This window comes from Streptomyces sp. NPDC047841, from assembly GCF_040704085.1.
Lineage (GTDB): Bacteria > Actinomycetota > Actinomycetes > Streptomycetales > Streptomycetaceae > Streptomyces > Streptomyces argyrophylli.
The window spans coordinates 199623-223489 of record NZ_JBEYRP010000002.1 but is presented as its reverse complement, the minus strand read 5'-3'; the positions used below and the strand labels follow the sequence as shown (position 1 = coordinate 223489).

Annotated in this window: 21 protein-coding genes and 1 pseudogene; 7 read left to right on the top strand and 15 right to left on the bottom strand. The window is 72.4% G+C overall.

The features are described 5' to 3' along the window. Nucleotides 1-121: 121 nt before the first annotated feature. Both AB0947_RS03645 and AB0947_RS03640 read right to left on the bottom strand, forming a co-directional pair. Nucleotides 122-2179, bottom strand: coding sequence for a serine/threonine-protein kinase (locus tag AB0947_RS03645; protein ID WP_366748598.1), 2058 nt, complete (start codon nt 2177-2179; stop codon nt 122-124). A gap of 360 nt (nt 2180-2539) precedes the next feature. Beyond that, nucleotides 2540-4246 (bottom strand): glycerol-3-phosphate dehydrogenase/oxidase, encoded by a 1707-nt coding sequence (locus tag AB0947_RS03640; RefSeq protein WP_366748597.1) that lies wholly within the window; start codon nt 4244-4246, stop codon nt 2540-2542. A gap of 280 nt (nt 4247-4526) precedes the next feature. Here AB0947_RS03640 and AB0947_RS03635 point away from each other — a divergent pair, with 280 nt between their 5' ends. After that, nucleotides 4527-5735 (top strand): nucleotide sugar dehydrogenase, encoded by a 1209-nt coding sequence (locus AB0947_RS03635; protein ID WP_366748596.1) that lies wholly within the window; start codon nt 4527-4529, stop codon nt 5733-5735. Nucleotides 5736-5829: 94 nt separating this feature from the next. Here the strand turns inward: AB0947_RS03635 and AB0947_RS03630 are convergent, their stop codons facing one another. From AB0947_RS03630 to AB0947_RS03615, 4 genes are all read right to left on the bottom strand, one after another. Continuing rightward, nucleotides 5830-6954, bottom strand: a complete 1125-nt coding sequence (locus tag AB0947_RS03630; protein WP_014674429.1) for a GuaB3 family IMP dehydrogenase-related protein — start codon at nt 6952-6954, stop codon at nt 5830-5832. Between the two features lie 135 nt (nt 6955-7089). Next, nucleotides 7090-8595: an IMP dehydrogenase gene (guaB, locus tag AB0947_RS03625; RefSeq protein WP_366748595.1), complete on the bottom strand. Its 1506-nt coding sequence runs from the start codon at nt 8593-8595 to the stop codon at nt 7090-7092. Nucleotides 8596-8760: 165 nt separating this feature from the next. Continuing rightward, a complete protein-coding gene (locus AB0947_RS03620; protein ID WP_030641278.1) occupies nt 8761-9348 on the bottom strand; it encodes a sigma-70 family RNA polymerase sigma factor in 588 nt (195 codons plus the stop codon). A 472-nt stretch (nt 9349-9820) separates the two neighbouring features. Then, on the bottom strand, nt 9821-10432 hold the full coding sequence (locus tag AB0947_RS03615; RefSeq protein WP_003948568.1) for a response regulator transcription factor: 612 nt from the start codon (nt 10430-10432) through the stop codon (nt 9821-9823). Nucleotides 10433-10813: 381 nt separating this feature from the next. Here AB0947_RS03615 and AB0947_RS03610 point away from each other — a divergent pair, with 381 nt between their 5' ends. After that, a complete protein-coding gene (locus AB0947_RS03610; RefSeq protein ID WP_030641276.1) occupies nt 10814-11143 on the top strand; it encodes a WhiB family transcriptional regulator in 330 nt (109 codons plus the stop codon). Between the two features lie 154 nt (nt 11144-11297). Here AB0947_RS03610 and AB0947_RS03605 read toward each other — a convergent pair whose 3' ends face one another. After that, the gene (locus AB0947_RS03605) at nt 11298-12212 is read right to left on the bottom strand and encodes a LysR family transcriptional regulator (RefSeq protein WP_366748594.1); all 915 of its coding nucleotides are present in this window, start codon (nt 12210-12212) and stop codon (nt 11298-11300) included. Between the two features lie 80 nt (nt 12213-12292). Between AB0947_RS03605 and AB0947_RS03600 the strand changes: the two genes are divergently transcribed. The 4 genes from AB0947_RS03600 (at nt 12293) to AB0947_RS03585 (ending at nt 15284) form a co-directional block, all read left to right on the top strand. After that, nucleotides 12293-12964, top strand: a complete 672-nt coding sequence (locus tag AB0947_RS03600) for an MOSC domain-containing protein (RefSeq protein ID WP_366748593.1) — start codon at nt 12293-12295, stop codon at nt 12962-12964. A gap of 71 nt (nt 12965-13035) precedes the next feature. Continuing rightward, nucleotides 13036-13809 carry an SDR family oxidoreductase gene (locus tag AB0947_RS03595; protein WP_366748592.1) on the top strand — a complete coding sequence of 258 codons (774 nt, stop codon included), beginning with the start codon at nt 13036-13038 and terminating at the stop codon, nt 13807-13809. 74 nt (nt 13810-13883) lie between these two features. After that, nucleotides 13884-14591 carry an ester cyclase gene (locus AB0947_RS03590; RefSeq protein ID WP_366748591.1) on the top strand — a complete coding sequence of 236 codons (708 nt, stop codon included), beginning with the start codon at nt 13884-13886 and terminating at the stop codon, nt 14589-14591. A gap of 141 nt (nt 14592-14732) precedes the next feature. Beyond that, entirely contained in the window at nt 14733-15284 is a 552-nt protein-coding gene (locus AB0947_RS03585; RefSeq protein WP_366748590.1) for a DUF3293 domain-containing protein, read from the top strand. A 112-nt stretch (nt 15285-15396) separates the two neighbouring features. Here the strand turns inward: AB0947_RS03585 and groL are convergent, their stop codons facing one another. The 4 genes from groL to AB0947_RS03565 all read right to left on the bottom strand — a co-directional run bounded on the left by groL (nt 15397) and on the right by AB0947_RS03565 (nt 19448). Beyond that, the gene (groL, locus tag AB0947_RS03580; RefSeq protein ID WP_366748589.1) at nt 15397-17025 is read right to left on the bottom strand and encodes a chaperonin GroEL; all 1629 of its coding nucleotides are present in this window, start codon (nt 17023-17025) and stop codon (nt 15397-15399) included. A gap of 118 nt (nt 17026-17143) precedes the next feature. Further along, nucleotides 17144-17452, bottom strand: a complete 309-nt coding sequence (gene groES / locus AB0947_RS03575) for a co-chaperone GroES (protein WP_004955293.1) — start codon at nt 17450-17452, stop codon at nt 17144-17146. Nucleotides 17453-17721: 269 nt separating this feature from the next. Further along, nucleotides 17722-18534 (bottom strand): polysaccharide deacetylase family protein, encoded by an 813-nt coding sequence (locus AB0947_RS03570; RefSeq protein ID WP_366748588.1) that lies wholly within the window; start codon nt 18532-18534, stop codon nt 17722-17724. Continuing rightward, nucleotides 18531-19448: a polysaccharide deacetylase family protein gene (locus AB0947_RS03565; RefSeq protein WP_366748587.1), complete on the bottom strand. Its 918-nt coding sequence runs from the start codon at nt 19446-19448 to the stop codon at nt 18531-18533. The genes AB0947_RS03570 and AB0947_RS03565 overlap by 4 nt, the downstream gene beginning before the upstream one ends. A gap of 90 nt (nt 19449-19538) precedes the next feature. Between AB0947_RS03565 and AB0947_RS03560 the strand changes: the two genes are divergently transcribed. Continuing rightward, complete coding sequence (locus AB0947_RS03560) at nt 19539-20705, top strand: methyltransferase domain-containing protein (RefSeq protein ID WP_366748586.1); 1167 nt, start codon at nt 19539-19541, stop codon at nt 20703-20705. 63 nt (nt 20706-20768) lie between these two features. Here the strand turns inward: AB0947_RS03560 and AB0947_RS03555 are convergent, their stop codons facing one another. The 4 genes and pseudogenes from AB0947_RS03555 to AB0947_RS03540 form a co-directional block, all read right to left on the bottom strand. Beyond that, the gene (locus tag AB0947_RS03555) at nt 20769-22025 is read right to left on the bottom strand and encodes a sigma-70 family RNA polymerase sigma factor (RefSeq protein ID WP_366748585.1); all 1257 of its coding nucleotides are present in this window, start codon (nt 22023-22025) and stop codon (nt 20769-20771) included. 43 nt (nt 22026-22068) lie between these two features. Then, the gene (locus AB0947_RS03550) at nt 22069-22425 is read right to left on the bottom strand and encodes a YciI family protein (RefSeq protein ID WP_366748584.1); all 357 of its coding nucleotides are present in this window, start codon (nt 22423-22425) and stop codon (nt 22069-22071) included. A gap of 139 nt (nt 22426-22564) precedes the next feature. Beyond that, nucleotides 22565-23620 carry an LCP family protein gene (locus AB0947_RS03545; RefSeq protein WP_366748583.1) on the bottom strand — a complete coding sequence of 352 codons (1056 nt, stop codon included), beginning with the start codon at nt 23618-23620 and terminating at the stop codon, nt 22565-22567. 138 nt (nt 23621-23758) lie between these two features. Next, nucleotides 23759-23867: pseudogene (locus AB0947_RS03540) on the bottom strand (LacI family transcriptional regulator); the annotation flags it as partial.

The window sequence follows — 23867 nt, the reverse complement described above, 5'->3', positions numbered from 1 at the left end:
CGCGGCCCGTTTCGTACACGCGTCCGGCCGCGTACGGTCCGCGACCCTTCACGATACGTGCCGGAGGCAACCCGCATTGAGAGGATGACGGATTCTCACGTACCAAACCGGCGCACGGCGCCTATGACTTGGGTTCGAAGGACCTCGTCAACGTCTTCCAGGTGTCCTTGCGCAGTTCGCCGTGCCAGTCGGCGCCCTTCGCGGTGTACATCAGCGCGTAACCGAGGTGGTCGTTCACCACGAACCCCCGGTCGATCGTGCGGTACCCGGTGCCGCCCTCGACATAGGTGAACTCCCAGTCGGCGGTGTTCCAGTCGTGGTAGTCCACCTTCTCGATGCGGATCTTGTGGTACTGGGAGCGCACCATGGAGCCCTCCTGGTTCTTCCAGTCGGCCACCGGGTCGTCCTTGGGCGTGCTGGTCCAGGCGACGAGCAGCTTCTGCCCGTCGGGCCCGGTGTAGCGGTCACCGGCCGCCCCGCTGGACTGGTCCTTCCACCCCTTGGGCAGCCCGATCGAGTACCCCTGGCCGCCCTTGCGGGTGGAGACCACCGGAGCGCTCCCGTCCTCCTTCTTCGACCCGGAGGCGTCGTCGGAGGAGTCGTCGTCGGAGGAGCCGGAACCGGTGTCGGAGCCGGCGGACGGGCTCGCCCCGGTGCCCGTCGTCGGCCCGGTGCTCGCGGAGGCCGAACCCGCCCCGTCCGTCCGGGGCCCGGTGGCCGTGCCGCCGCCCGTGCCCTTGTCCCGCCCGGCGGACGCGCCGGGACTGGCCGCGGCCCTGGCCCCGCCGCTCTTGTCGTCCTTGCCGTCGTCGCCGCCCAGGGCGAAGGCCAGCACGGTCCCGAGCACGGCGAGCACGACCACCACGGCGATGATCAGCAGCGTCCGCTTCGACACCACGTCGGTCAGCGGGGCCCGCGGCACCGGCCGCGTCGGCAGGTCCAGGTCCGGCGGCGGCACCACGGGCCAGCCGGAACCCTGCTTGTCCGTGCTGGAGTTCGGCACGCCGGCGGCATCCGGCGCCGCACCGCCCGGCCTCGCGGCGGGTACGGCCCCCGGCCCGGCGGAGAACCCGGGCCGCGTCCCAGCGGGAGCCGCGCCCCCGGCACCCACCGCGCCGCCCGTCCCCGGCGCGGACGGCTCGCCCGCGCTCTTGGTCCGCGCGGCCGCCGCCCCGGCCGCCCCGGCCGCCTTGCGGACCGACCGCAGGGCGCCGCGCAGCTTCTCGCCGCCCTCCTCGCCCCGCTTGCCCGCGGGCCCGCCGGACTGGGCGGGCAGCGGGACCACCTGCGTGGCGTCCAGCGGCTTGGGCTCGGGCGCCCGGATGACGGCGTTGAGCATGGCCCGGGCCCCGGCGTCGTCCAGCCGCTTGGCCGGGTCCTTGGTCAGCAGGCCGTAGATGACGTCCCGCAGCGGTCCGGCGTTCTTCGGCTCCTCCAGGGACTCGGTCATCACCGCGGTGAGCGTGGCGATCGCCGAACCCTTGTCGTAGGGCGGGGTGCCTTCGACCGCCGCGTACAGCAGGCCGCCGAGGGACCAGAGGTCGGCCGCCGGTCCCGGCTTGTGGCCGCGGGCCCGCTCCGGGGAGATGTAGGAGGGGGCGCCGACGAGCATGCCGGTGGAGGTGATGGACGGGTCGCCCTCGACCTGGGCGATGCCGAAGTCGGTGAGCACGACCCGGCCGTCCTCGGCGATGAGCACGTTGGACGGCTTCACGTCCCGGTGCAGGATGCCCTCCCGGTGCGCGGAACGCAGCACGTCGAGGACGGCGAGGCCCACCTCGGCGGCGCGCCTGGGCTCCAGCACGCCGTCCTCGCGGATGACCTCGGCGAGGGACTTGCCCTCGACCAGCTCCATGACGATCCAGGGCCGGTCGTCCTCGTCGACCACGTCGAAGACCGTCACCGCGCTGTTGTTGCGGATCCGGGCGATCGCCTTGGCCTCGCGCAGGGTGCGCGTGATCAGGCGCCGCTTCTCCTCCTCGTCGATGTTCGACGGGAACCGCAGTTCCTTCACGGCGACCGTCCGGCCCAGGGTCTCGTCCTCGGCGCGCCAGACCGTGCCCATACCGCCACGGCCCAGCACGTCTCCCAGCCGGTACCGCCCCGCGAGGAGACGCCGCTCGTTCTTGTCCTGACGAGTCTCCTGACGAGGTGTACCCGCCCGCTCCGCCTCCGACATGCGTCCCCTCATACAACCCGCCCTGACAGAGCCTCCATTGTCCCTCACCCGACAAGTGCCCGACGCCCAGGGTGCCCCGGGCCGTGGCCCGCCCCCGCCGCCCCGGAAGCCCACCTGAAGCAGGTGTTCCGCTTACCGGGATGATGGGTCGTAAGAAGGGCGGAACCGGCATGCCGACGCTTCGGACAGTCCCGTCCATACCGGTGTCCCTGACACCGTCGCGGCTCGTCAGCGACGGCGCCCCCCGCCTCGAACCCGCGCCGCCCGCCTCCGAGTTGTCCCCTCTCACCCGGTACAACGGCCGCGATTCGAGCGGAGATCCCGGAAACGGCCACTCGTTCGAGTGAACGTCGGCCGCCGCTACAGCGGCACGATGTCGGGCGCGCCCAGCCTCGCGGCGTCCGCGGTCTGGTCGTCCGGCTGGACCTGGGACTCCCGTTCCGCCTCCACCCGCTTCTCGTAGTGCTCGACCTCGCGGGCGATCTGGTCCTCGTCCCAGCCGAGGACGGGCGCCATCAGCTCGGCCGCCTCGCGGGCGCTGCGGGTGCCGCGGTCGAAGGTCTCGATGGAGATGCGGGTGCGGCGGGTGAGGACGTCGTCCAGGTGCCGGGCGCCCTCGTGCGAGGCGGCGTACACCACCTCGGCGCGCAGGTAGTCGTCGGCGGCGTGCAGCGGCTCGCCGAGCGTGGGGTCGGCGGCGATGAGGTCCAGGACCTCCTCGGCCAGCGAGCCGTACCGGTTCAGCAGGTGCTCCACGCGGACCACGTGCAGTCCGGTGCGCGCGGCCGTCCGCGCTCGCGCGTTCCACAGCGCCTGGTAGCCCTCCGCGCCGAGCAGCGGGGTCTCCTCCGTGACGCAGTCGGCCACGCGCATGTCGAGCCCGTGCACGGCCTCGTCGACGGCGTCCTTGGCCATCACCCGGTACGTCGTGTACTTGCCGCCCGCCACGACCACCAGTCCCGGCGCCGGGTGGGCGACCGTGTGCTCGCGGGACAGCTTGCTGGTGGCGTCGGACTCGCCGGCCAGCAGCGGGCGCAGTCCCGCGTACACCCCCTGTACGTCGTCGCGGCCGAGCGGCACGGCCAGCACCGAGTTGACGCGCTCCAGCAGGTAGTCGATGTCGGCGCTGGACGCGGCCGGGTGGGCCTTGTCCAGGTCCCAGTCGGTGTCGGTGGTGCCGATGATCCAGTGCCGGCCCCAGGGGATGACGAACAGGACGGACTTCTCGGTGCGCAGGATCAGACCGGTGGTGGAGTGGACGCGGTCCTTGGGCACGACCAGGTGGATGCCCTTGGAGGCGCGGACGTGGAACCGGCCGCGCTCGCCGACCATGGCCTGCGTGTCGTCGGTCCACACACCGGTGGCGTTGATGACCTGCTGGGCGTGGATCTCGTACTCCCCGCCGGCCTCCACGTCCTGCACCCGGGCGCCGACGACCCGCTCCCCCTCGCGCAGGAACCCGGTCACGCGCGCGCGGTTGGCCACCTTCGCGCCGTAGGACGCGGCCGTGCGCACCAGGGTGGCGACGAAGCGGGCGTCGTCCATCTGGGCGTCGTAGTACTGCAGGGCGCCGACCAGGGCGTCCTTCTTCAGGCAGGGGGCCACGCGCAGGGCGTGGCGGCGGGTGAGGTGGCGGTGCACGGGCAGGCCGCGGCCGTGGCCGCGGGCCATGGACATCGCGTCGTACAGGGCGACGCCCGAGCCCGCGTACACCCGCTCCCAGCCCTTGTGCTGGAGCGGGTAGAGGAACGGGACCGGCTTGACCAGGTGCGGGGCGAGGCGCTCCAGCAGCAGACCGCGCTCCTTGAGGGCCTCGCGGACCAGGGCGAAGTCGAGCATTTCCAGATACCGCAGGCCGCCGTGTATCAGCTTGCTGGACCGGCTGGAGGTGCCGGACGCCCAGTCGCGGGCCTCGACCAGGCCGGTGGACAGGCCGCGCGTCACGGCGTCCAGCGCGGTGCCCGCGCCCACCACTCCGCCGCCGACCACCAGCACGTCCAGCTCGCGCTCCGCCATCGCCGCCAGTGCCCCGGCGCGCTGCGCCGGCCCCAGAGTCGCTGTCCTCACCGCTGCCTCCCGCTGTCGCAGACTCGCTCGCGTCGGCCGCACCCGGTGGGCGAAGCCCGGTTCATCCCCTCCTCATGCCCAAATTCTGACCGGGCTGCCCGACTTCAGCCACCACGGGATCCCGTCCTGTGGACAACTTGCGCACAACCCTTGGAAGACACACAAACACAATCACGCATAACGGTCATATATGTACCTAGTCTGACAGTGCACTCGCTCGTCTTCTCCACAGCGGTTGCGCACCTGTCCCGCTTCGGCTACTGGAAGGACGGCCCACGCCATGCCCGCAGACCTCGCCGTCATCGGACTCGGTCCCTACGGCCTGCCGCTCGCCCAGGCCGCCGTCGCCTCCGGTATCCCCACCGTCGGCTATGCCACCGGCCCCGAGGCCGGCTCACTCAGCCCCGCGGAGCTGCGCCGGATGCACTCCGCCGGATTCCGCCCCGTCACCGACCCCGCCCAGCTCGGCCGGGTGCGCACCGCGGTGATCTGCGCGCCCACCCCGCGCGGCGCCGACGGCGGACTCGACCTCGGTCAGGTCGAGGCGGCCGCCCGCACCCTGGCCGCGCGGCTGCGCCCGCACACCACGGTCATCCTGGAGTCGCCGGTGCTCCCCGGCACCACGGAGGAGTTCCTGCGCCCGCTGCTGGAGGACGGCTCGGGGCTGCGCGCCGGCCGCGACTTCCACCTCGCCTACTCCCCCAGCCGGGTCGACCCCGGCAGCCGCGACCACATCCCCGCGAGCACCCCCAAGGTCATCGGCGGCCTCACCCCCGCCTGCACCGAGTCGGCCGCCGCGTTCTACGGCCGGCTCACCGACAAGGTGGTACGCGCGCGCGGGCTGCGCGAGGCGGAGACCGTGCAGCTGCTGGAGACCAACTACCGGCACGTCAACATCGCGCTCGTCAACGAGATGGCCGTCCTCTGCCACGAGCTGGGCGTCGACCTGTGGGACGTCATCCGGTGCGCGGAGACCAAACCCTTCGGCTTCCAGGCGTTCCGGCCGGGTCCGGGCGTCGGCGGGCACGGGGTCCCGCTGGACCTGACCGGGCACGCGACCCGCACCCTGCGCATGGTCGAGCTGGCCCAGCAGGTCAACAACCGGATGCCCCGGTACGTCGTCCAGCGCGCGGCCACGCTCCTGAACGAACACGGCAAGTCCGCGCGCGGGGCCCGTGTGCTGCTCCTCGGCGTCACCTACAAGCCCGACCTCGCCGACCAGCAGGGCACCCCGGCCCAGGAGATCGCCGTACGGCTCATGGGCCTCGGCGCGGCCGTCAGCTACCACGACCCGTACGTGCCCGAGTGGAGCGTCCTGGACCGGCCCGTGCCGCGCGCGGACTCCCTGTACGAGGCCGCGGCCGACGCCGACCTCACGATCCTGCTCCAGCAGCACCGGACGTACGACCTGCAGGGCCTCTCGGTGAAGGCCCAGCTGCTGCTGGACACACGCGGCGCCACCCCCACGGGAGCGGCGCACCGGTTGTGAATTCAGGCGCACGACCGTGCCTGGGCATGCGGAAGGGCCGGTCATCCGGTGGGGATGACCGGCCCTTCCGGCGTCGTGGTGACCGCTCCGGCGGCTAGCGACGGTGCTGGCTGTCCGCCACCGTCACCTCGACCCGCTGGAACTCCTTCAGCTCGCTGTAGCCGGTGGTGGCCATGGCGCGGCGCAGGGCGCCGAAGAAGTTCATCGAGCCGTCCGGGGTGTGGGACGGGCCGGTGAGGATCTCCTCGACCGTGCCGACCGTGCCGAGGTCGACCTTCTTGCCGCGGGGCAGCTCCTCGTTGACCGCCTCCATGCCCCAGTGGTGGCCCTTTCCGGGCGCGTCGGTGCCCCGGGCCAGCGGGGAGCCCATCATCACCGCGTCGGCGCCGCAGGCGATCGCCTTGGGCAGGTCGCCGGACCAGCCGACACCGCCGTCCGCGATCACGTGCACGTACCGGCCGCCGGACTCGTCCATGTAGTCCCGGCGGGCCGCGGCCACGTCGGCGACGGCCGTGGCCATCGGGACCTGGATGCCGAGCACGTTGCGCGTGGTGTGCGCGGCGCCGCCGCCGAAGCCGACGAGGACACCCGCGGCGCCCGTGCGCATCAGGTGCAGGGCCGCCGTGTACGTGGCGCAGCCGCCGACGATCACCGGGACGTCCAGCTCGTAGATGAACTGCTTCAGGTTCAGCGGCTCGTGCGAGGACGACACGTGCTCCGCCGAGACCGTCGTACCGCGGATGACGAAGATGTCCACGCCCGCGTCCACGACCGCCTTGGAGAACTGGGCGGTGCGCTGCGGGGAGAGCGCGGCGGCGGTGACCACGCCGGAGTCGCGCACCTCCTTGATGCGGGCGCCGATCAGCTCCTCCTTGATCGGCGCCGCGTAGATCTCCTGGAGCCGGCGGGTCGCCTGCTCGGCGGGCAGCTCGGCGATCTCGTCCAGCAGCGGCTGCGGGTCCTCGTACCGCGTCCACAGCCCTTCCAGGTTGAGCACGCCGAGGCCGCCCAGCTCGCCGATGCGGATCGCGGTGGCCGGGGAGACCACGGAGTCCATCGGGGCGGCCAGGAACGGCAGCTCGAAGCGGTAGGCGTCGATCTGCCAGGCGATCGAGACCTCCTTCGGGTCCCGCGTACGGCGGCTGGGGACGACGGCGATGTCGTCGAAGGCGTACGCCCGGCGGCCGCGCTTGCCGCGCCCGATCTCGATCTCAGTCACGTTGGTGGCCTTTCCCTATGCGTTGCAGCGCCTTCCAGTATCGCCGACGGGTACGGCGACGGCGGCCCCGGATGCTCCGGGACCGCCGTGGCGCGAGCCTCACGCGCGCGGGGGCGTCGCCTCCCGCCGCTGTGCTTACTTCTTGTTGCTGTAGTTCGGCGCCTCGACCGTCATCTGGATGTCGTGCGGGTGGCTCTCCTTCAGGCCCGCCGAGGTGATCCGCACGAACCGGCCCTTGGACTCCATCTCCTCGATGGTGGCGGCGCCGACGTAGCCCATGGTCTGGCGCAGGCCGCCGACGAGCTGGTGCAGCACGTTGGCGAGCGGACCGCGGTAGGGCACCTGGCCCTCGACGCCCTCGGGCACGAGCTTCTCGTCGGCGGTGACGTCGGCCTGGAAGTAGCGGTCCTTCGAGTACGACTTGCCCTGGCCGCGCGACTGCATGGCGCCCAGCGAGCCCATGCCGCGGTACGACTTGAACTGCTTGCCGTTGATGAAGAGCAGTTCGCCCGGGGACTCCTCACAGCCCGCGAGGAGGCTGCCCAGCATCACCGTGTCGGCGCCGGCGGCCAGCGCCTTGCCGATGTCGCCGGAGTACTGCAGGCCGCCGTCGCCGATCAGCGGGACGCCGGCGGGACGGGCCGCGAGGGACGCCTCGTAGATGGCGGTGACCTGCGGCACACCGATACCGGCGACGACACGGGTGGTGCAGATGGAGCCCGGGCCCACGCCCACCTTGATGCCGTCCACACCGGCGTCGATCAGCGCCTGGGCGCCGTCACGCGTGGCGACGTTGCCGCCGACCACGTCGACGTCGACGCTCGACTTGATCTTCGACATCCAGCTCAGGGCGTTGCTGTTGTGGCCGTGCGAGGTGTCGACGACCAGGAAGTCCACACCGGCGGCGGCGAGCGCCTGGGCGCGCTCCAGCGCCTCCGGGCTGGCGCCGACCGCGGCACCGACGAGCAGCCGGCCCTCGGCGTCCTTCGCGGCGTTGGGGTACTTCTCGGCCTTGACGAAGTCCTTGACCGTGATCAGGCCCTTGAGGACGCCCTCGTCGTCCACCAGCGGCAGCTTCTCGATCTTGTGCTTGCGCAGCAGCTCCATGGCCTCGGGGCCGGAGATGCCCACCTTCCCGGTGACCAGCGGCATCGGGGTCATGACCTCGTGCACGCGCCGGGTGCGGTCGCTCTCGAAGGCCATGTCCCGGTTGGTCACGATGCCGAGGAGCTTGCCGGCCGGATCGGTGACCGGGACGCCGCTGATGCGGAACTTCGCGCACAGGGCGTCCGCCTCGGCGAGCGTGGCCTCCGGGTGCACCGTGATCGGGTCGGTGACCATGCCGGACTCCGACCGCTTGACCAGGTCGACCTGGTTGGCCTGGTCCTCGATGGAGAGGTTGCGGTGCAGGACGCCGACGCCGCCCAGCCGGGCCATCGCGATCGCCATGCGGGACTCGGTCACCTTGTCCATCGCGGCCGACAGCAGCGGGATGTTCACCCGGACGTTGCGGGAGATGCGGGACGAGGTGTCGACCGCGTTGGGGAGCACCTCGGATGCGCCCGGCAGCAGCAGCACGTCGTCGTAGGTCAGCCCGAGTGTCGCGAATTTACCGGGCACTCCGTCGACGTTCGCAGTCATGACACCTTCCCCAAATGGCCTTGATCGGTGCGGATGTCCATGCTAACGGGAAGCGTCGCTAGCAAATTCCACGGTACGGGGTCGCTCCGGGCTTCGTATGTTCATACGGAAACGGCGGCGTGCCCGTTCGGTGCGGGAGCCACTACGGGCTGCGCGCAGGGGGGTTCACTGTTCGGCGAGCGCCCTCAGGCGGCTCAGGGCCCGGTGCTGGGCCACGCGGACCGCGCCGGGTGACATTCCCAACATCTGCCCCGTCTCCTCCGCGGTCAAGCCCACGGCGATGCGCAGCAGGAGCAGTTCGCGCTGGTTTTCGGGGAGGTTGGCCAGCAGTTTCTTGGCCCACTCGGCGTCGCTGCTGAGCAGCGCGCGCTCCTCGGGGCCGAGGGAGTCGTCGGGCCGCTCGGGCATCTCGTCGGACGGCACCGCGGTCGATCCCGGGTGGCGCATCGCGGCCCGCTGGAGGTCGGCGACCTTGTGGGAGGCGATGGCGAAGACGAACGCCTCGAAGGGGCGGCCGGTGTCGCGGTAGCGGGGCAGGGCGAGGAGGACCGCCACACAGACCTCCTGGGCGAGGTCCTCCACGAAGTGGCGCGCGTCGCCGGGCAGCCGGGACAGGCGGGTGCGGCAGTAGCGCAGCGCCAGGGGGTGGACATGGGCGAGCAGATCGTGCGTGGCCTGCTCGTCCCCGTCGACGGCGCGATGCACGAGCGCACCGATCGCCCCGTGGGCCGTGCCCGCCTCGTCGTCGCGCATCGGTCCATGGTGCCCTGCGGCCGTCCGGTCCGTCGCATCGTGCTCGTGGTTGTGCACCGAAGCGTTATGAGCAGGTGCGCCGGCACTCATTCCCTGCGCCCTCCCCTTCCGCTCGACCGACTCGTCCCCGAGAGACTCCACACCTCCAAGGATGCGGCATCCGCGCCGAAACGAGCAGCGCGCGTCCGGCGGGCCGCCGGCCGCTGCGACGGTTCGCCCGTCGGGCGCGGGCCCGGACGGCCGGGACAGCGGGGTGACCAGGGTGGACCGGGACGACCGGAATCACCCGGACGGCCCCGTCCACCGAACGGCACGGCGACGGCACGACGGCCCGCCACGCCACCGCGGCACCCGGGTACCGGCGGTACCCGGGGACCGGAGCTCGAGCCGGGCCGCCCGCACAGGGGCCGCGGGCGCGGACGGCACCCGGGATGTGCCCCGGCGCCGAGCGGCCCGCCCGGCTCCACGCTCGCTAGCGGACCAGTCCCCAGCGGAAGCCGAGGGCCACCGCGTGCGCCCGGTCCGAGGCGCCGAGCTTCTTGAACAGGCGCCGGGCGTGCGTCTTGACGGTGTCCTCGGAGAGGAACAGCTCGCGCCCGATCTCGGCGTTGGAGCGGCCGTGGCTCATGCCCTCCAGGACCTGGATCTCCCGCGCGGTGAGCGTGGGCGCGGCGCCCATCTCCGCCGAGCGCAGCCGGCGCGGGGCGAGTCGCCACGTGGGGTCGGCCAGCGCCTGGGTCACCGTGGCCCGCAGCTCCGCGCGCGAGGCGTCCTTGTGCAGGTATCCCCGGGCACCGGCGGCGACGGCGAGGGCCACCCCGTCGAGGTCCTCGGCGACGGTGAGCATGATGATGCGTGCGCCCGGGTCGGCGGACAGCAGCCGGCGCACGGTCTCGACGCCGCCCAGGCCGGGCATGCGGACATCCATCAGGATGAGGTCGGAGCGGTCGGCGCCCCAGCGGCGGAGGACTTCCTCGCCGTTGGCCGCCGTCGTCACGCGCTCGACACCGGGCACGGTCGCGACCGCGCGGCGGAGCGCTTCTCGGGCAAGCGGGGAGTCGTCGCAGACGAGGACGGATGTCATGACCGCCCTCCGCAGCTGATGCGCGTCACCTTGAGCCTCCAGGCTGGTACGGAATCGTCACCTGTGCGGTCGACCGTCTCGGACGCCTGCCCGAGCGCTTGTTTTCTCAACCGCATCCGCACTCTCAACGACGGTCACTCGAAAGAGTTACGGGCCCGCGTGCCGTCTTCGGCACTCTACGTGAGGGCGTCGACACGGTGCAGACATGCTCGACGGACCCACAACTTTTCATCACAACCTATGCCCCATTCGGCCCTTTTTCTTCCCGTTTCGCAGTGTCCGGGGCTAGATTCGCAATGAGTCATATTTTCATCTCCTTAGACCGGAGATGTACGGTCGTTGGCACCGTATCCGCCCAGAACGGCGACAAGGGGTCACGTAATGGCAGATTTCTCCCGCCTTCCCGGACCGAACGCGGACCTGTGGGACTGGCAGCTGCTGGCTGCCTGCCGCGGGGTGGACAGCTCGCTCTTCTTCCACCCGGAGGGCGAGCGCGGGGCGGCTCGGAGCGCTCGCGAGAACTCGGCCAAAGAGGTCTGCATGAGGTGCCCGGTCCGTGCGGAGTGCGCGGCACACGCACTGGCGGTGCGCGAGCCGTACGGCGTCTGGGGCGGCCTGACCGAGGACGAGCGTGAGGAGTTGATGGGGCGGGCGCGCAACCGCCTGGTGGCGGCCTCCACCACCAGCGGGGACACCGCTTCGGATCACTGAAGGAACGTTTCTGCATCACCATCGGCAAAGCATCCGTTTCCTTACCGGGCACGCACGCGCGTGCCCGTGCCTCGTCCGGGCGGCCCCCTCGTCTCCGTGACCCCTGTTCCTTCGGTGACCTCCGTGCCGTCTTCGGCGACCTCCGTGCCGCCGGCTACGCCTGGCCGCGCCCCGCCGCCCGCGCCGCCCGCGCCAGTTGCTCCAGCGTGGCCGACACCGCCGGCACCTGGGCCAGGTCGGGCAGCGTGAGGGCGACGATCTCCCGCCGTACCGCCGGTTCCAGCCGTACCGTGCGCACGCCCCGCGGCCGTACCGACTCCACGGCCAGCTGGGGCAGGACGGCGACGCCGAGGCCGGCGCCGACCAGGCCGACCACGGCCGGGTAGTCGTCGGTGGCGAAGTCGATGCGCGGGGTGAAGCCGGCCCCCTCGCACACCTCGACCAGCTGGCCGCGGCAGCGCGGGCAGCCCGCGATCCAGGGCTCGTTCGCCAGCTCGCCGATGGCGACGGTGTCCGCGCGCGCGAGCCGGTGCCGTTCGGGCACCAGGGCGACCAGGCGGTCCGTCAGCAGGGGTCGCAGGACGAGGTCGTCCCAGTCCTCGGCGACCGCCGCCCCCTCGTAGCGGAAGGCCAGGGCCAGGTCGCAGTCGCCTTCGCGGAGCAGTTCCACGGACCTCGGCGGTTCGGCCTCCTCCAGCGAGACGCGGGTGCCGGGGTGGGCCGCGCGCAGGGCGGCCAGGGCGGTGGGGACCAGGGTGGAGCTGCCGCTGGGGAAGGAGACCAGCCGGACGCGGCCCGCGCGCAGGCCGGCGATGGCGGCGACCTCCTCCTCGGCCGCGGTGAGCCCGGCGAGGATGCCGGAGGCGTGCCGGACCAGGGCCTCGCCGGCCTGGGTGAGGCGCATCTCGCGCCCAGTGCGGACCAGCAGCGGGGTGCCGACCGAGGCTTCCAGGGCCTTCATCTGCTGGCTGACGGCGGGCTGGGTGCAGCCCAGCTGGCGTCCGGCCGCCGAGAAGGAACCGGTGGTGGCGACGGCGCGCAGGACGCGGAGATGACGGGCCTCGATCACGCGTCGAGCATAAGGCAGGCTTGGACGGGACCGACGATAATGCGTCGACGCTTTGGGTCCGGATCGCTTACCGTGCCGGGATGAAGCTTCTCTCGGTCAATCTGGGCCGGCCCCGGCAGGTGCCCTACACGAACCAGCCGGACGGCCTGACCGGCATAGACAAGCAGCCGGCCGACGGCCCGGTGCGGGTGGCGGCACCCGGCCCCAAGGGCGTCGGCGCGAGCGGGCTCGCCGGGGACGCGGTGTGCGACACCCGCTACCACGGCGGGGACGACCAGGCGGTGTACGCGTACGCCCGCGAGGACCTCGACGCCTGGGAGCGCGAACTCGGCAGGCCGCTGGCCCACGGGTGCTTCGGCGAGAACCTGACGACGGACGGTCTGGACGTCTCCGGCGCGCTGATCGGGGAGCGCTGGCGGATCGGTCCCGCCGTCGTGCTGGAGGTGACGTCCGGCCGCATTCCGTGCGCCACGTTCCAGGGCCATCTGGGCGAGCGCGGCTGGGTCAGGAGATTCACGCGGATGGGCGCGACGGGCGCCTACCTCCGGGTGATCGAGCCGGGCGAGATCCGGGCCGGCGATCCGGTCGAGATCGTGCACCGGCCGGACCACGGCGTGACGGCGGCGATGCAGTTCCGCGCGGTCACCACCGAGCGGGAGCTGCTGCCCCGGCTGCTCGCGGCGGGCACGGCGCTGCACACCGAGACGCTGGCCAAGGCCCGCACGTACGTGGCCGAGCACGGAGAGGGGTGATCCGCCGGCGCCGCGGCGGGCACGGCGCGCGGACCACGGAGGCGGTCCGTCCGGGTCACTACGCTTGGGCCATGACAACGGCTCTGATTACGGGATCGACCGCGGGGATCGGTGCCGCGTTCGCGCGGCGGCTGGCGGCTGACGGGCACGACCTCGTCCTGGTCGCGCGGGACGCCAAGCGGCTGCGCGAGCAGGCGACGGAACTGCACGACCGGCACGGCATCGAGGTGGAGGTGCTGACCGCCGACCTGGCGCAGGACAAGGGCATCGAGGCGGTGGCCGACCGGCTCGGCGACCGGAAGAACCCGGTCGACCTGCTGGTCAACAACGCCGGCTTCGGCAACAAGGGCCGCTATCTGGACGTGCCGATGGCGGACGAGCTGCGGATGCTCAAGGTGCACTGCGAGGCGGTGCTCCGGCTGACGTCGGCGGCGGCCGGGGCGATGCGCGAGCGCGGCCGGGGCGGGGTGGTGAACGTCGCCTCGGTGGCCGCGTTCGTCCCGCGCGGTACGTACGGCGCGTCCAAGGCGTGGGTCGTGCAGTTCACCCAGGGCGCGGCCAAGGACCTGGCCGGCAGCGGGGTCCGGCTGATGGCGCTGTGCCCGGGGTTCGTGCGCACCGAGTTCCACGAGCGGGCCGGGATGGGCACGGACAACATCCCGGGCTGGCTGTGGCTGGACGCCGACAAGCTGGTCGCGGCGGCGCTGTCCGACCTCGCGCGCGGCAAGACGGTGTCCATCCCCGATCCCCGCTACAAGGCGCTGATGGGCCTGGTGAAGGTGGCGCCGCGCGGGCTGATGGGCGGGATCAGCTCCCGGACGGGGCGCAGGTACGGGCCGCGGTAGCGAGCGGGTGGCGCCGCCGTCCCGGTGGGAAGATGGGCGGGACGGTACCGGACCAGGGGGGCCGGAGGCGGCGCATGACCTTCGTACAGCTCATCGAGTGCAGGACGAGCCGGCTGGACGAGATGAACCGGCTCATGGACGACTGGGTCCAGCAGACCAAGGGGAAGCGGACGGCGACGCACGCGGTGGTCGGCACGGACCGGTCGGACGCGTCGCACGTCGTCGAAGTGCTGGAGTTCCCGTCGTACGAGGACGCGATGCGGAACTCGAACCTCCCGGAGACGGACCGGATCTTCCGGGGGCTGGTGGCGCTGTGCGACGAGATGCCGACGTTCGTCGACCTGGACGTCGTACGGGACGAGAGCCTGCCCGAGGGCATGGTGCGCGGGTTCTTCGAGGCGCTGTGCGCCGAGGGTGACCTGCCGCCGCTCAACGACCTGCTGGCCGAGGACGTTCACAGCCACGACCCGATGAACCCGCAGGACACCATCGGGCTGGACAACGTCCGCGCCGAGTTCCGGATGTGGCGCGGCGCCTTCGACTTCGCGTTCACGGTGGAGGACGTGCTCAGCCAGGGCGACCGGTCCTGCGCGCGGTGGACCTGGTACGCCGCGCACCAGGGCGATTTCCTGGGGATCGCGCCGACCGGCAACCAGGTCACCATGACCGGGATGACGCTGTTCCGGTTCGGCGACAGCGGCAAGATCGCCGAGCTGTGGTGGCAGCACGACCAGCTGGGGCTGATGCAGCAGCTGGGGGCGCTCGACGCGTTGGAGCAGTAGGCGTTCCCCAGCCGTCGCAGCACCTTGTCCCGGAGCGCGGATCATGGCATCTTGCGGATCCTGCCCCCGCTTCCGTGTGGGGGCGAGCCCCGATCTCCCTGCACGACGTGTAAGGGGGTCTTCGTTCCACAGGATGCCCTTGTGCACAGCAGTGACGCAGCCGGTACGCCCCTCAACTGGGATCTTTACCGCACGGCAGTGGTCGACATCCGTTTCGGGGACCGCACCCTCCGCGTCGGACCGCGTCCTTCGGGCACGGTCGAGGGTTGCTTCCCGGCACCGGCCCACGGCGCCACCATTCATGTGATCACCGCGTGGAATCCCCTCGGCCGTACCGCGCCGGCCGACGCCAACGCCCGCGCCCAGCGCCTGCTGCTCGACGACGTCCGCCGGCAAAGGCTCACCTGGTGGCCCGCGCAGGGAGGCGACGTACGCGGCTCGCACCGCGAGGAGAGCGTGGCCGTCGTCGGCCTGAGCGACACCGCGGCGCGCGACCTCGGCCGCCGCTTCGGCCAGGACGCGGTCTTCGCCTGGACTCCCCGCGACTGGCGCGTCCTGGCCTGCGCCACCGGTGCCGTGGCGGCCGGCGGATGGGCGGTCTCCGGGGCTGACCACGCGAGGGCCGGTCTGGCCGGGCCGCACGAGCTGCCCCGCGGCTTCACCTACGTGTGTGAGGACGAGCGGGGCATGTAGACGAGGGAGCGGGGGCGGCGCCGATCCCGGCCGGTCCGTCCGGTCGCCGCAACGCACGGTGCCCGGCACCCCCGAGGGGGCACCGGGCACCTAGTTCAGCTCAGCGCCGGGCTCAGTGGGCGTGGCCGTGGCTGTGGCCGTGGCCCGCGGCCTCCGGCTCCTCTTCCTTCTTCTCGACGACCAGGGTCTCGGTCGTGAGCAGCAGGGAGGCGATGGAGGCGGCGTTCTCCAGGGCGGAGCGGGTGACCTTGACCGGGTCGATGACGCCGGCCTTGATCAGGTCGCCGTACTCGCCGGTGGCGGCGTTGTAGCCCTGCCCCTTGTCCAGGTCCTTGACCTTGGACACGATGACGTAGCCCTCCTGGCCGGCGTTCTCGCCGATCCAGCGCAGCGGCTCGACCACGGCGTTGCGGACCACGGCGACACCGGTGGCCTCGTCGCCGGACTTGTCGAGGTTGCCGTCGAGCACCTTGGAGGCGTGGACCAGGGCGGAGCCACCACCGGAGACGATGCCCTCCTCGACCGCGGCGCGGGTCGCGGAGATGGCGTCCTCCAGACGGTGCTTCTTCTCCTTCAGCTCCACCTCGGTGGCGGCGCCGACCTTGATCACGCACACGCCGCCGGCCAGCTTCGCGAGGCGCTCCTGGAGCTTCTCGCGGTCCCAGTCGGAGTCGGTGGTCTCGATCTCGGCCTTGATCTGGGCGATGCGGCCCTGCACGTCCTCGGACTTGCCGGCGCCGTCGACGATCGTGGTGTCGTCCTTGGTGACGGTGACGCGGCGGGCGGAGCCGAGCACGTCGGTGCCGACCTGGTCGAGCTTGAGGCCGACCTCCTCCGAGATGACGGTGGCGCCGGTGAGGACGGCCATGTCCTGGAGCATCGCCTTGCGGCGGTCGCCGAAGCCGGGGGCCTTCACCGCGACGGCGTTGAAGGTGCCGCGGATCTTGTTGACGACCAGGGTCGACAGGGCCTCGCCCTCGACGTCCTCGGCGATGATCAGCAGCGGCTTGGAGGAGCCGGCCTGGATGACCTTCTCCAGCAGCGGCAGCAGGTCGGCGATGGCGGAGATCTTGCCCTGGTTGATGAGGATGTACGGGTCCTCCAGGACGGCCTCCATGCGCTCCTGGTCCGTCACGAAGTACGGCGACAGGTAGCCCTTGTCGAAGGCCATGCCCTCGGTGAAGTCCAGCTCCAGGCCGAAGGTGTTGGACTCCTCGACGGTGATGACACCGTCCTTGCCGACCTTGTCCATGGCCTCGGCGATCAGCTCGCCGACCTGCTGGTCCTGGGCGGACAGCGCGGCGACGGCGGCGATGTCGGACTTCTCGTCGATCGGGCGGGCCGAGGCGAGCAGGTCCTCGGAGACGGCCTTGACGGCGGCGTCGATGCCCTTCTTCAGGGCGGCCGGGGAGGCACCGGCGGCGACGTTCTTCAGGCCCTCGCGCACCAGCGCCTGGGCGAGGACGGTGGCGGTGGTGGTGCCGTCACCAGCGATGTCGTTGGTCTTGGTCGCCACCTCCTTCACCAGCTGCGCGCCGAGGTTCTCGTACGGGTCCTCGATCTCGACCTCGCGGGCGATCGTGACACCGTCGTTGGTGATGGTCGGGGCGCCGAACTTCTTGTCGATGACGACGTTGCGGCCGCGGGGGCCGATCGTCACCTTGACGGTGTCGGCAAGCTTGTTGACGCCGCGCTCAAGGGCGCGACGGGCGTCCTCGTCGAACTTCAGGATCTTCGCCATGGCAGCGGGAGCCCTCTCGGAAATCTGTGGGTGAAAACGCCGCGCCCCGGGCGCCCGGCTTCATATCGATCGCGGGGGGCCAGGGGCGCAGCTTCAAGCAGAGAGTCGCTTGAGGTGATTACTTCTCGATGATCGCGAGGACGTCGCGAGCCGAGAGGACGAGGTACTCGTCGCCGTTGTACTTCACCTCGGTGCCGCCGTACTTGCTGTAGAGGACGACGTCGCCGACCTTGACGTCGAGCGGCAGACGCTCGCCGTTCTCGAACCGGCCCGGGCCCACGGCGAGGACGGCGCCCTCCTGGGGCTTCTCCTTCGCGGTGTCCGGGATGACCAGGCCAGAGGCCGTGGTCTGCTCGGCGTCCAGCGGCTGGACCACGATGCGGTCCTCGAGCGGCTTGATGGCAACCTTGGAGCTGGCGGTCGTCACGATCCGACCTCCCCCTTCGGAGATCTCACGGGGTTAACTGTCTGAGGTGGCGACCAGGTCGATCCGTCGTCGCGGGTGCCGGACCTGCCCGTCGCGTTTGTCTGGCACTCTCCAGTGGGGAGTGCCAGAGCCGAGACTATGACCGCGATTAGCACTCGGTCAAGCGGAGTGCCAATTGCCCGCGGCGCGTCGGCCGGATTCGCGACGCGAGGGCCGCCGCCCCGGTGGGTCGCCGCCGCCCCCCGACCCGCCCCCCGACAGGCCGGACCTCACACGTAGTCCTCCAGGAAGCCCGCCGTCAGTCCTCTCCCCTGGGCCTCCGTCAGCACCCGTACCGTCCGTTCCCACAGCGCCGGCCTCCTCGACTCGTCGGGGCCCACCAGGACGATGTCGCCGGGGCGGAGGTGGTGGGCGCCGTGGGTGTAGGTGAGGCCGGCCGGGGTCAGGGCGGCACGCCACAGGACGAGCGCGGAGACGCCGCAGCCGGCCGCCGCGCGCAGGGTGGTGCGGTCGTAGGAGCCGTAGGGCGGGCGGAAGAGCCGGGGGCGGACGCCGAGGGCGGCGCGGAGGCGGTCCTGCTGGCCGCAGATTTCGGCGCGCTGGCCGGCGTACGGCAGTCCGGCCGGGGCCCGGTGGTCGACGGTGTGGTTCCCGATGCCGGCGCCGAGGGCGCGCAGGCGGGCGAAGTACGGGTAGCCGGGGGCGGCGACGCTGTCGGTGAGGAACAGGGTGACCGGGAGCCTCAGTTCGCGGACCATGTCGACGAAGCGGGGGTCCCGCTCGGCGCCGTCGTCGTAGGTGAGGAAGACGACCGGGTCGCGGGTGGGGACGCGGTCGACCACGGGGAGCGGGGCGCCGGCCCCGGTGCGCTCGGCGAGCGGGCGGGCCGGGTGCACCGGGGAGCGGGCGAGGGGCCGGGTCAGGCCCCAGGCGCGGTAGCGGTGGTCGGGGGCGGTGCCGTGCGGGCGTACCCCTTCGGCGGCCTTCTTGCCGAGGCGTTCGATGGGGTCGACGGACTGGGCGCAGCCCGTCAGGAGCAGGGCCGCGGCGAGGACCGCGGCCGGGCCCCGAGCCCGCCTCACAGGTAGTCCTCCAGGCGGGCCACGGCGTAGCCCTCGCGCGTGACCTTGTTCAGGAAGCGGCGCATGTCGTCCACCATCGTGCCGTCCCAGTCGTCCCGGCCGCGGAAGTGGGTGAGGACGATGTCGCCGCGGCGCAGCCGCTGGTCGTCCTCGCGGTACTCCCAGTGGTCGACGAAGACCTCCTCGTTCCAGATCGGCGCGTACGTGATGCCGCATTCCTTCGCGGCGACCAGGGTGTCCTGGTTGTAGTTGCCGTAGGGGGGACGGAAGACGGTGGGGGCCTTGCCGAACTGCTTCTTCATGATGGCCTGCATGCCGCAGATCTCGTCCTTCTGCTCCTCGTAGGACAGGCCCGGCAGGTAGGGGTGGTGCAGGGTGTGGTTGTTGAGGGTGTTGCCGTAGGACCGCATCTTGCGGAAGTAGGCGTAGTCGTCCTTGACCAGGTAGTCGCTGAGGAACGCGGTGTACGGGACCTTGAGCTCGCGCATCATGGCGAGGAACCGCGGGTCCTTCTCGGCGCCGTCGTCGATCGTCAGGAACACGACCTTGTCCCGGGTGGGGACCGTGGTGAAGACGGGGGGCAGGTGCCAGTCCTCCTGGTGGTCCACCTCGAACCCGTCGCGTGCGGTGATCCTCGGCTTGGCCGCGGGGGGCGGCGGGGGCGTGAGCGGGACCTGGTCCAGCCCCCAGCGCCGGGCGGCGGCGGCCAGCCGGGCGTGTTCGGCGGCCCGGCGCGCCGCCGGGTCCTGGGGCTGGGGCTGGGCGGGGCCACCGTGACCGGACGCGGTGCGCACGGACTCGGGTCCGGCACAGCCGGAGAGCAGGGCGGCGGCGGCCAGCGTGGCGGCTCCGCCGCCGAGGGCCAGCCGCCGGAAATGAGTCCGACTTTTGTCATTTTGTACTACTGCTCGCATGGTGCCGGATCCTCCCAGGCCCCGGCCCGCGACCCCGCGCGACACCGCCGCCGGAGGCGCACCATCCACCGACTGGCCCACAATGTCCCGGTGAACGACCTCGCTCTGCTCCTCACCCCCGAAGGCCGCGCCCTCCTCGACGAGGTGCGCGACACCGAGCCCGCGCGGGAGCTGGCCGTGGCCACCCGGCTGCGCCGCGACCACCCGGCCGAGCTGGTGTCGGCGGCGCTCGGCCAGGCCCGGCTGCGGCAGCGGGCGGTGGCGAAGTTCGGGGCCGGGGACGCCGGGCGCATGTTCTTCACGCCCAACGGGGTCGAGCAGTCGACGCGGGCCTCCGTGGCGGCGTACCGGGCCGGGCGGCTGAAGGAGCTGGGCGTGGCCTCCGTCGCCGACCTGTGCTGCGGGATCGGCGGGGACGCCATCGCGCTGGCGCGGGCCGGAATCCGGGTGCTGGCCGTGGACCGGGACCCGCTGACGGCGGCGGTGGCGCGGGCGAACGCGGAGGCGCTGGGGCTGGCGGGCCTGATCGAGGTGCGCGAGGCCGATGTGACGGAGGTGGACACCGCCGGGTACGACGCGGTGTTCGTGGACCCGGCGCGCCGGGGCGCGCGCGGCCGGCTCTTCGATCCGGAGGCGTACTCGCCGCCGCTGTCCTGGGCGGTCGGGACGGCCCTCACGGCACCCCGCGCCGCACTGAAGATCGCCCCGGGCATCCCGCACGAGGTGGTCCCGGCCGCGGCCGAGGCCGAGTGGATCTCCGACGGCGGCGACGTGAAGGAGGCGGTGCTGTGGTTCGGGACCGGGGCGCCGGGCGCGGTGCGGGCCACGCTGCTGCCGGGTCCGCGCACGCTGCTCGGCCGCGGGCTGCCCGATCCGGGGGTCCGGCCGGTGGGGCGGTACCTGTACGAGCCGGACGGCGCCGTGATCCGCGCGCACCTGGTCGCGGAGGTGGCCGAGGAGGTCGGCGGGGGGCTCCTGGACCCGACCATCGCGTACGTCACCGCCGACGAGGCCCGGCCCACGCCGTACGCCACCGGTTACGAGATCACCGACCAGCTCCCGTTCAACGTCAAGAGGCTCAAGGCCCTGCTGCGGGAGCGCGAGGTCGGCACGCTGACCGTGAAGAAGCGCGGCTCGGCGGTGGAGCCGGAGGAGCTGCGCCGGAAGGTGAGACCGCAGGGGCCGAACGCGGCCACCGTCTTCCTCACCCGTGTCGCCGGGGCGCCGACGATGCTGATCGGCCGCCCGCTCGGCTGACGCTCGCGGAAACGGGCCAGCACCTGAAGGAGCCGCGCCGGAAGGCGAGACCGCCGGCCGCCCTCAGCCGCACGCGCGCGCCCGGTCCCGCAGCAGCCGCCGCTCCCTTTCGTTGCGGGTCAGCGCCGCCGCCCGCAGGAACTCCTCACGGGCCTCGGCGGTGCGGCCGAGGCGGGCCAGGAGGTCACCGCGGACACTGGGGAGCAGGTGGTAGTCGCGCAGCGCGGGCGCGGCGGCCACGGCGTCCACCAGCTCCAGGCCCGCCGCCGGGCCGTCGGCCATCGACACGGCGACCGCGCGGTTCAGCTCGACCACCGGGGACGGCGCGCGGGCGGCCAGCAGGCCGTACAGGGTGGCGATGGCGTGCCAGTCCGTCTCCTCGTAGGTGTACGCGCGCGCGTGGCACGCGGCGATGGCCGCCTGGAGGGTGTACGGGCCCGGGGGGCCGCTCGCGGTGGCCCCGGCGCGGTCGAGGGCGCGGATGCCACGCGCGATGAGCATGCGGTTCCAGCGGCGGCGGTCCTGGTCCTCCAGCAGCACCGGCGTGCCGTCGGGGCCGGTGCGGGCGGCGGCGCGGGACGCCTGGAACTCCAGCAGCGCGGTCAGGCCGTGCACCTCGGGCTCCTCGGGCATCAGCGCGGACAGCACTCGCGCCAGCCGCAGCGCGTCCTCGCACAGGCCGGGGCGCAGCAGGTCGTCGCCGGCGGTGGCCGCGTACCCCTCGTTGAAGATCAGGTAGATGACGTCCAGCACGGAGCCGAGGCGGGCCTCGCGGTCGGGGCCGTACGGCACCTCGAAGGCGACGTTCCGCTTCGCCAGGGTGCGCTTGGCGCGGACGATCCGCTGGGCGACCGTCGGCTCGGGCACCAGGCAGGCACGGGCGATCTCGGCCGTGGTCAGGCCGCCGAGCAGGCGCAGCGTGAGCGCGGTGCGGGCCTCCGGCGACAGCACCGGGTGGCAGGCGGTGAAGACCAGCCGGAGCAGGTCGTCGTCGATGCCGTCCGGGTCGGCCGGTGCGTCGTACGACGGCGGGGCCGCGGCCAGGTCGCGGCCGAGCTCGGCGAGTTTGCGGGCGTAGGTCTCGCGGCGCCGGACCAGGTCGACGGCCCGGTGCCGGGCCGTGGCCATGAGCCAGGCGCCGGGGTTGTCCGGCACCCCGTCCCGCGGCCACCGCTCCAGGGCGGCGACCAGGGCGTCCTGCGCCAGTTCCTCGGCGATGCCGACGTCCCGGACGATCCGGGCGACGCCGGCGATCAGCCGGGGCGACTCCAGGCGGAAGACGGTCTCGATGGCGTGCGCCGCGGCGGGCTGTGTCTCCACAGCCCACCATGCAACACCCTGGACGGCGGCGGGCCAAACGGCCTCAGCCCTCGGCGATCTCCCGCAGCTCGCAGGCCAGCCGCCACTCCGGGCCGTGGATCTTCAGGAAGCGCTGCGTCCACTCCAGCGCCTCGGCCCGGTCCTTGCACTGCATGAGCGCGTAGCCGCCGACGACCTCCTTGGACTCGGTGAACGGGCCGTCGGTCACGGAGACCTTCTCGCCGTTCCAGTCCATCCGGGCCGCCTCGGCGGAGGGGGTGAGCCCGGCGGTGTCGAGCAGCACACCGGCCTTGGTCATCTCCTCGATCAGCTCACCCATCCGCCGCATCAGCTCCGCGCTGGGGCCCCCGGCGGGGGCGGCGGACTCGTCGACGCGCACGAGCGACAGGTAGCGGGGCATGGTGACTCCTCCGGTCGGGGCGGCGGGTCCGTTCCCGCCGCTCACCCCTTGCGTCGAACGGGAGACACCCGGATCGACACGCTCGCGGAAAGAATTTCCGGGATCTTCTCCAGCGCCCCGGCGGCCGGGCGGCACCGGCTCAGCGCAGGGAGGCCCAGAGGTCCTTCGCCGCCGGTTCCCGGGCGACGACCCGGTTGGGGTCGGAGGGCGCCGTGACGACCGGCATGGTCACCGTCCGCACCCGGTCGGCGGTCAGTCCCTTCAGGCTCCGGCCGAGGCTCACCAGCTCGTTCAGGGAGTTCAGGCCGGTGTCGGTGGTGATGCTGGCGGTGACGGCGTCGGCGACCCGGTACAGCCGGGCCGGGTCGGTCAGCAGGCCGGCGCCGGAGATCCGCTCCAGCAGGGCCTTGACCAGCGTCTGCTGGAGCCCTATCCGGCCCAGGTCGCTGCCGTCGCCTATGCCGTGCCGGGTGCGGGCGAGGGCGAGGGCCTGCTTGCCGCCGAGGTGGTGGGTGCCGGCCTTCAGGTGCAGGTGGCTCTTGTCGTCGTCGATGTCCTGGCCGGTGGTGACGTCGACCCCGCCGAGCGCGTCGACCAGCTTGGCGAAGCCGGAGAAGTCGATCTCCAGGTAGTGGTCCATCCGGACGCCGGTGAGGGTCTCGGCGGTCTTCACCGCGCACACCGGGCCGCCCACCGCGTAGGCGCTGTTGAACATGGCGCCGTACGCCGGTGCCGTGCTGCCGCCGGAGGTGAGCGGGCAGGACGGGCGGGTGACGAGGGTGTCGCGCGGGATGCTGACGACGGTGGCCCTCGTGCGGCCCGCGTCGATGTGCACGACCATCGCGGTGTCGGACCGGGCTCCGCCGCTGTCGCCGCCGCCCAGCTCCTGGTTGTCCTTGCCGCTGCGCGAGTCCGAGCCGAGGACCAGGATGTTGAGGGAGCCGGTGGGCAGCGGGGAGGCGTCCGCCGGGGCGGTCGCGGAGGGGGTGACCACGGCCCTGGCCGGACGGTCGTCGCCGAGTGCGCCGTCGATGTCGACGCTCGTGATGTTGCGGTCGAGGTGCCGGTAGGCCCAGCCGGCCGCCGCCAGGCCCAGGACCAGGGTGCCCGCCAGAGCGAGGCCGACGATCTTCACCGCTCTCGAGCGCCGGCCCACCCGTCTGCCCGCGTCGCCTTGCTCCTCGTGTCGCGTCACGACAGGAACATAAGTCCGAATTATTAGGGGACTGTTAGCGGAAGCCGCCAGAGTCGGTTTTCTTGTGAAATTCTCATCCACGCGGCAGCGAACGCCCGTTCGCGCGACCTGGCGGAGGGGCGCCCTCCGCACGGACCGCTAGGCGGCCGGGGGCGCGTCCGTGCTCGACCGCACCACCAGGCTCGTCGCCAGCTCCACCCGGGTCGCCGCCCGCTCCTCCCGCTCGCTCCCCAGCTCCAGCACCAGC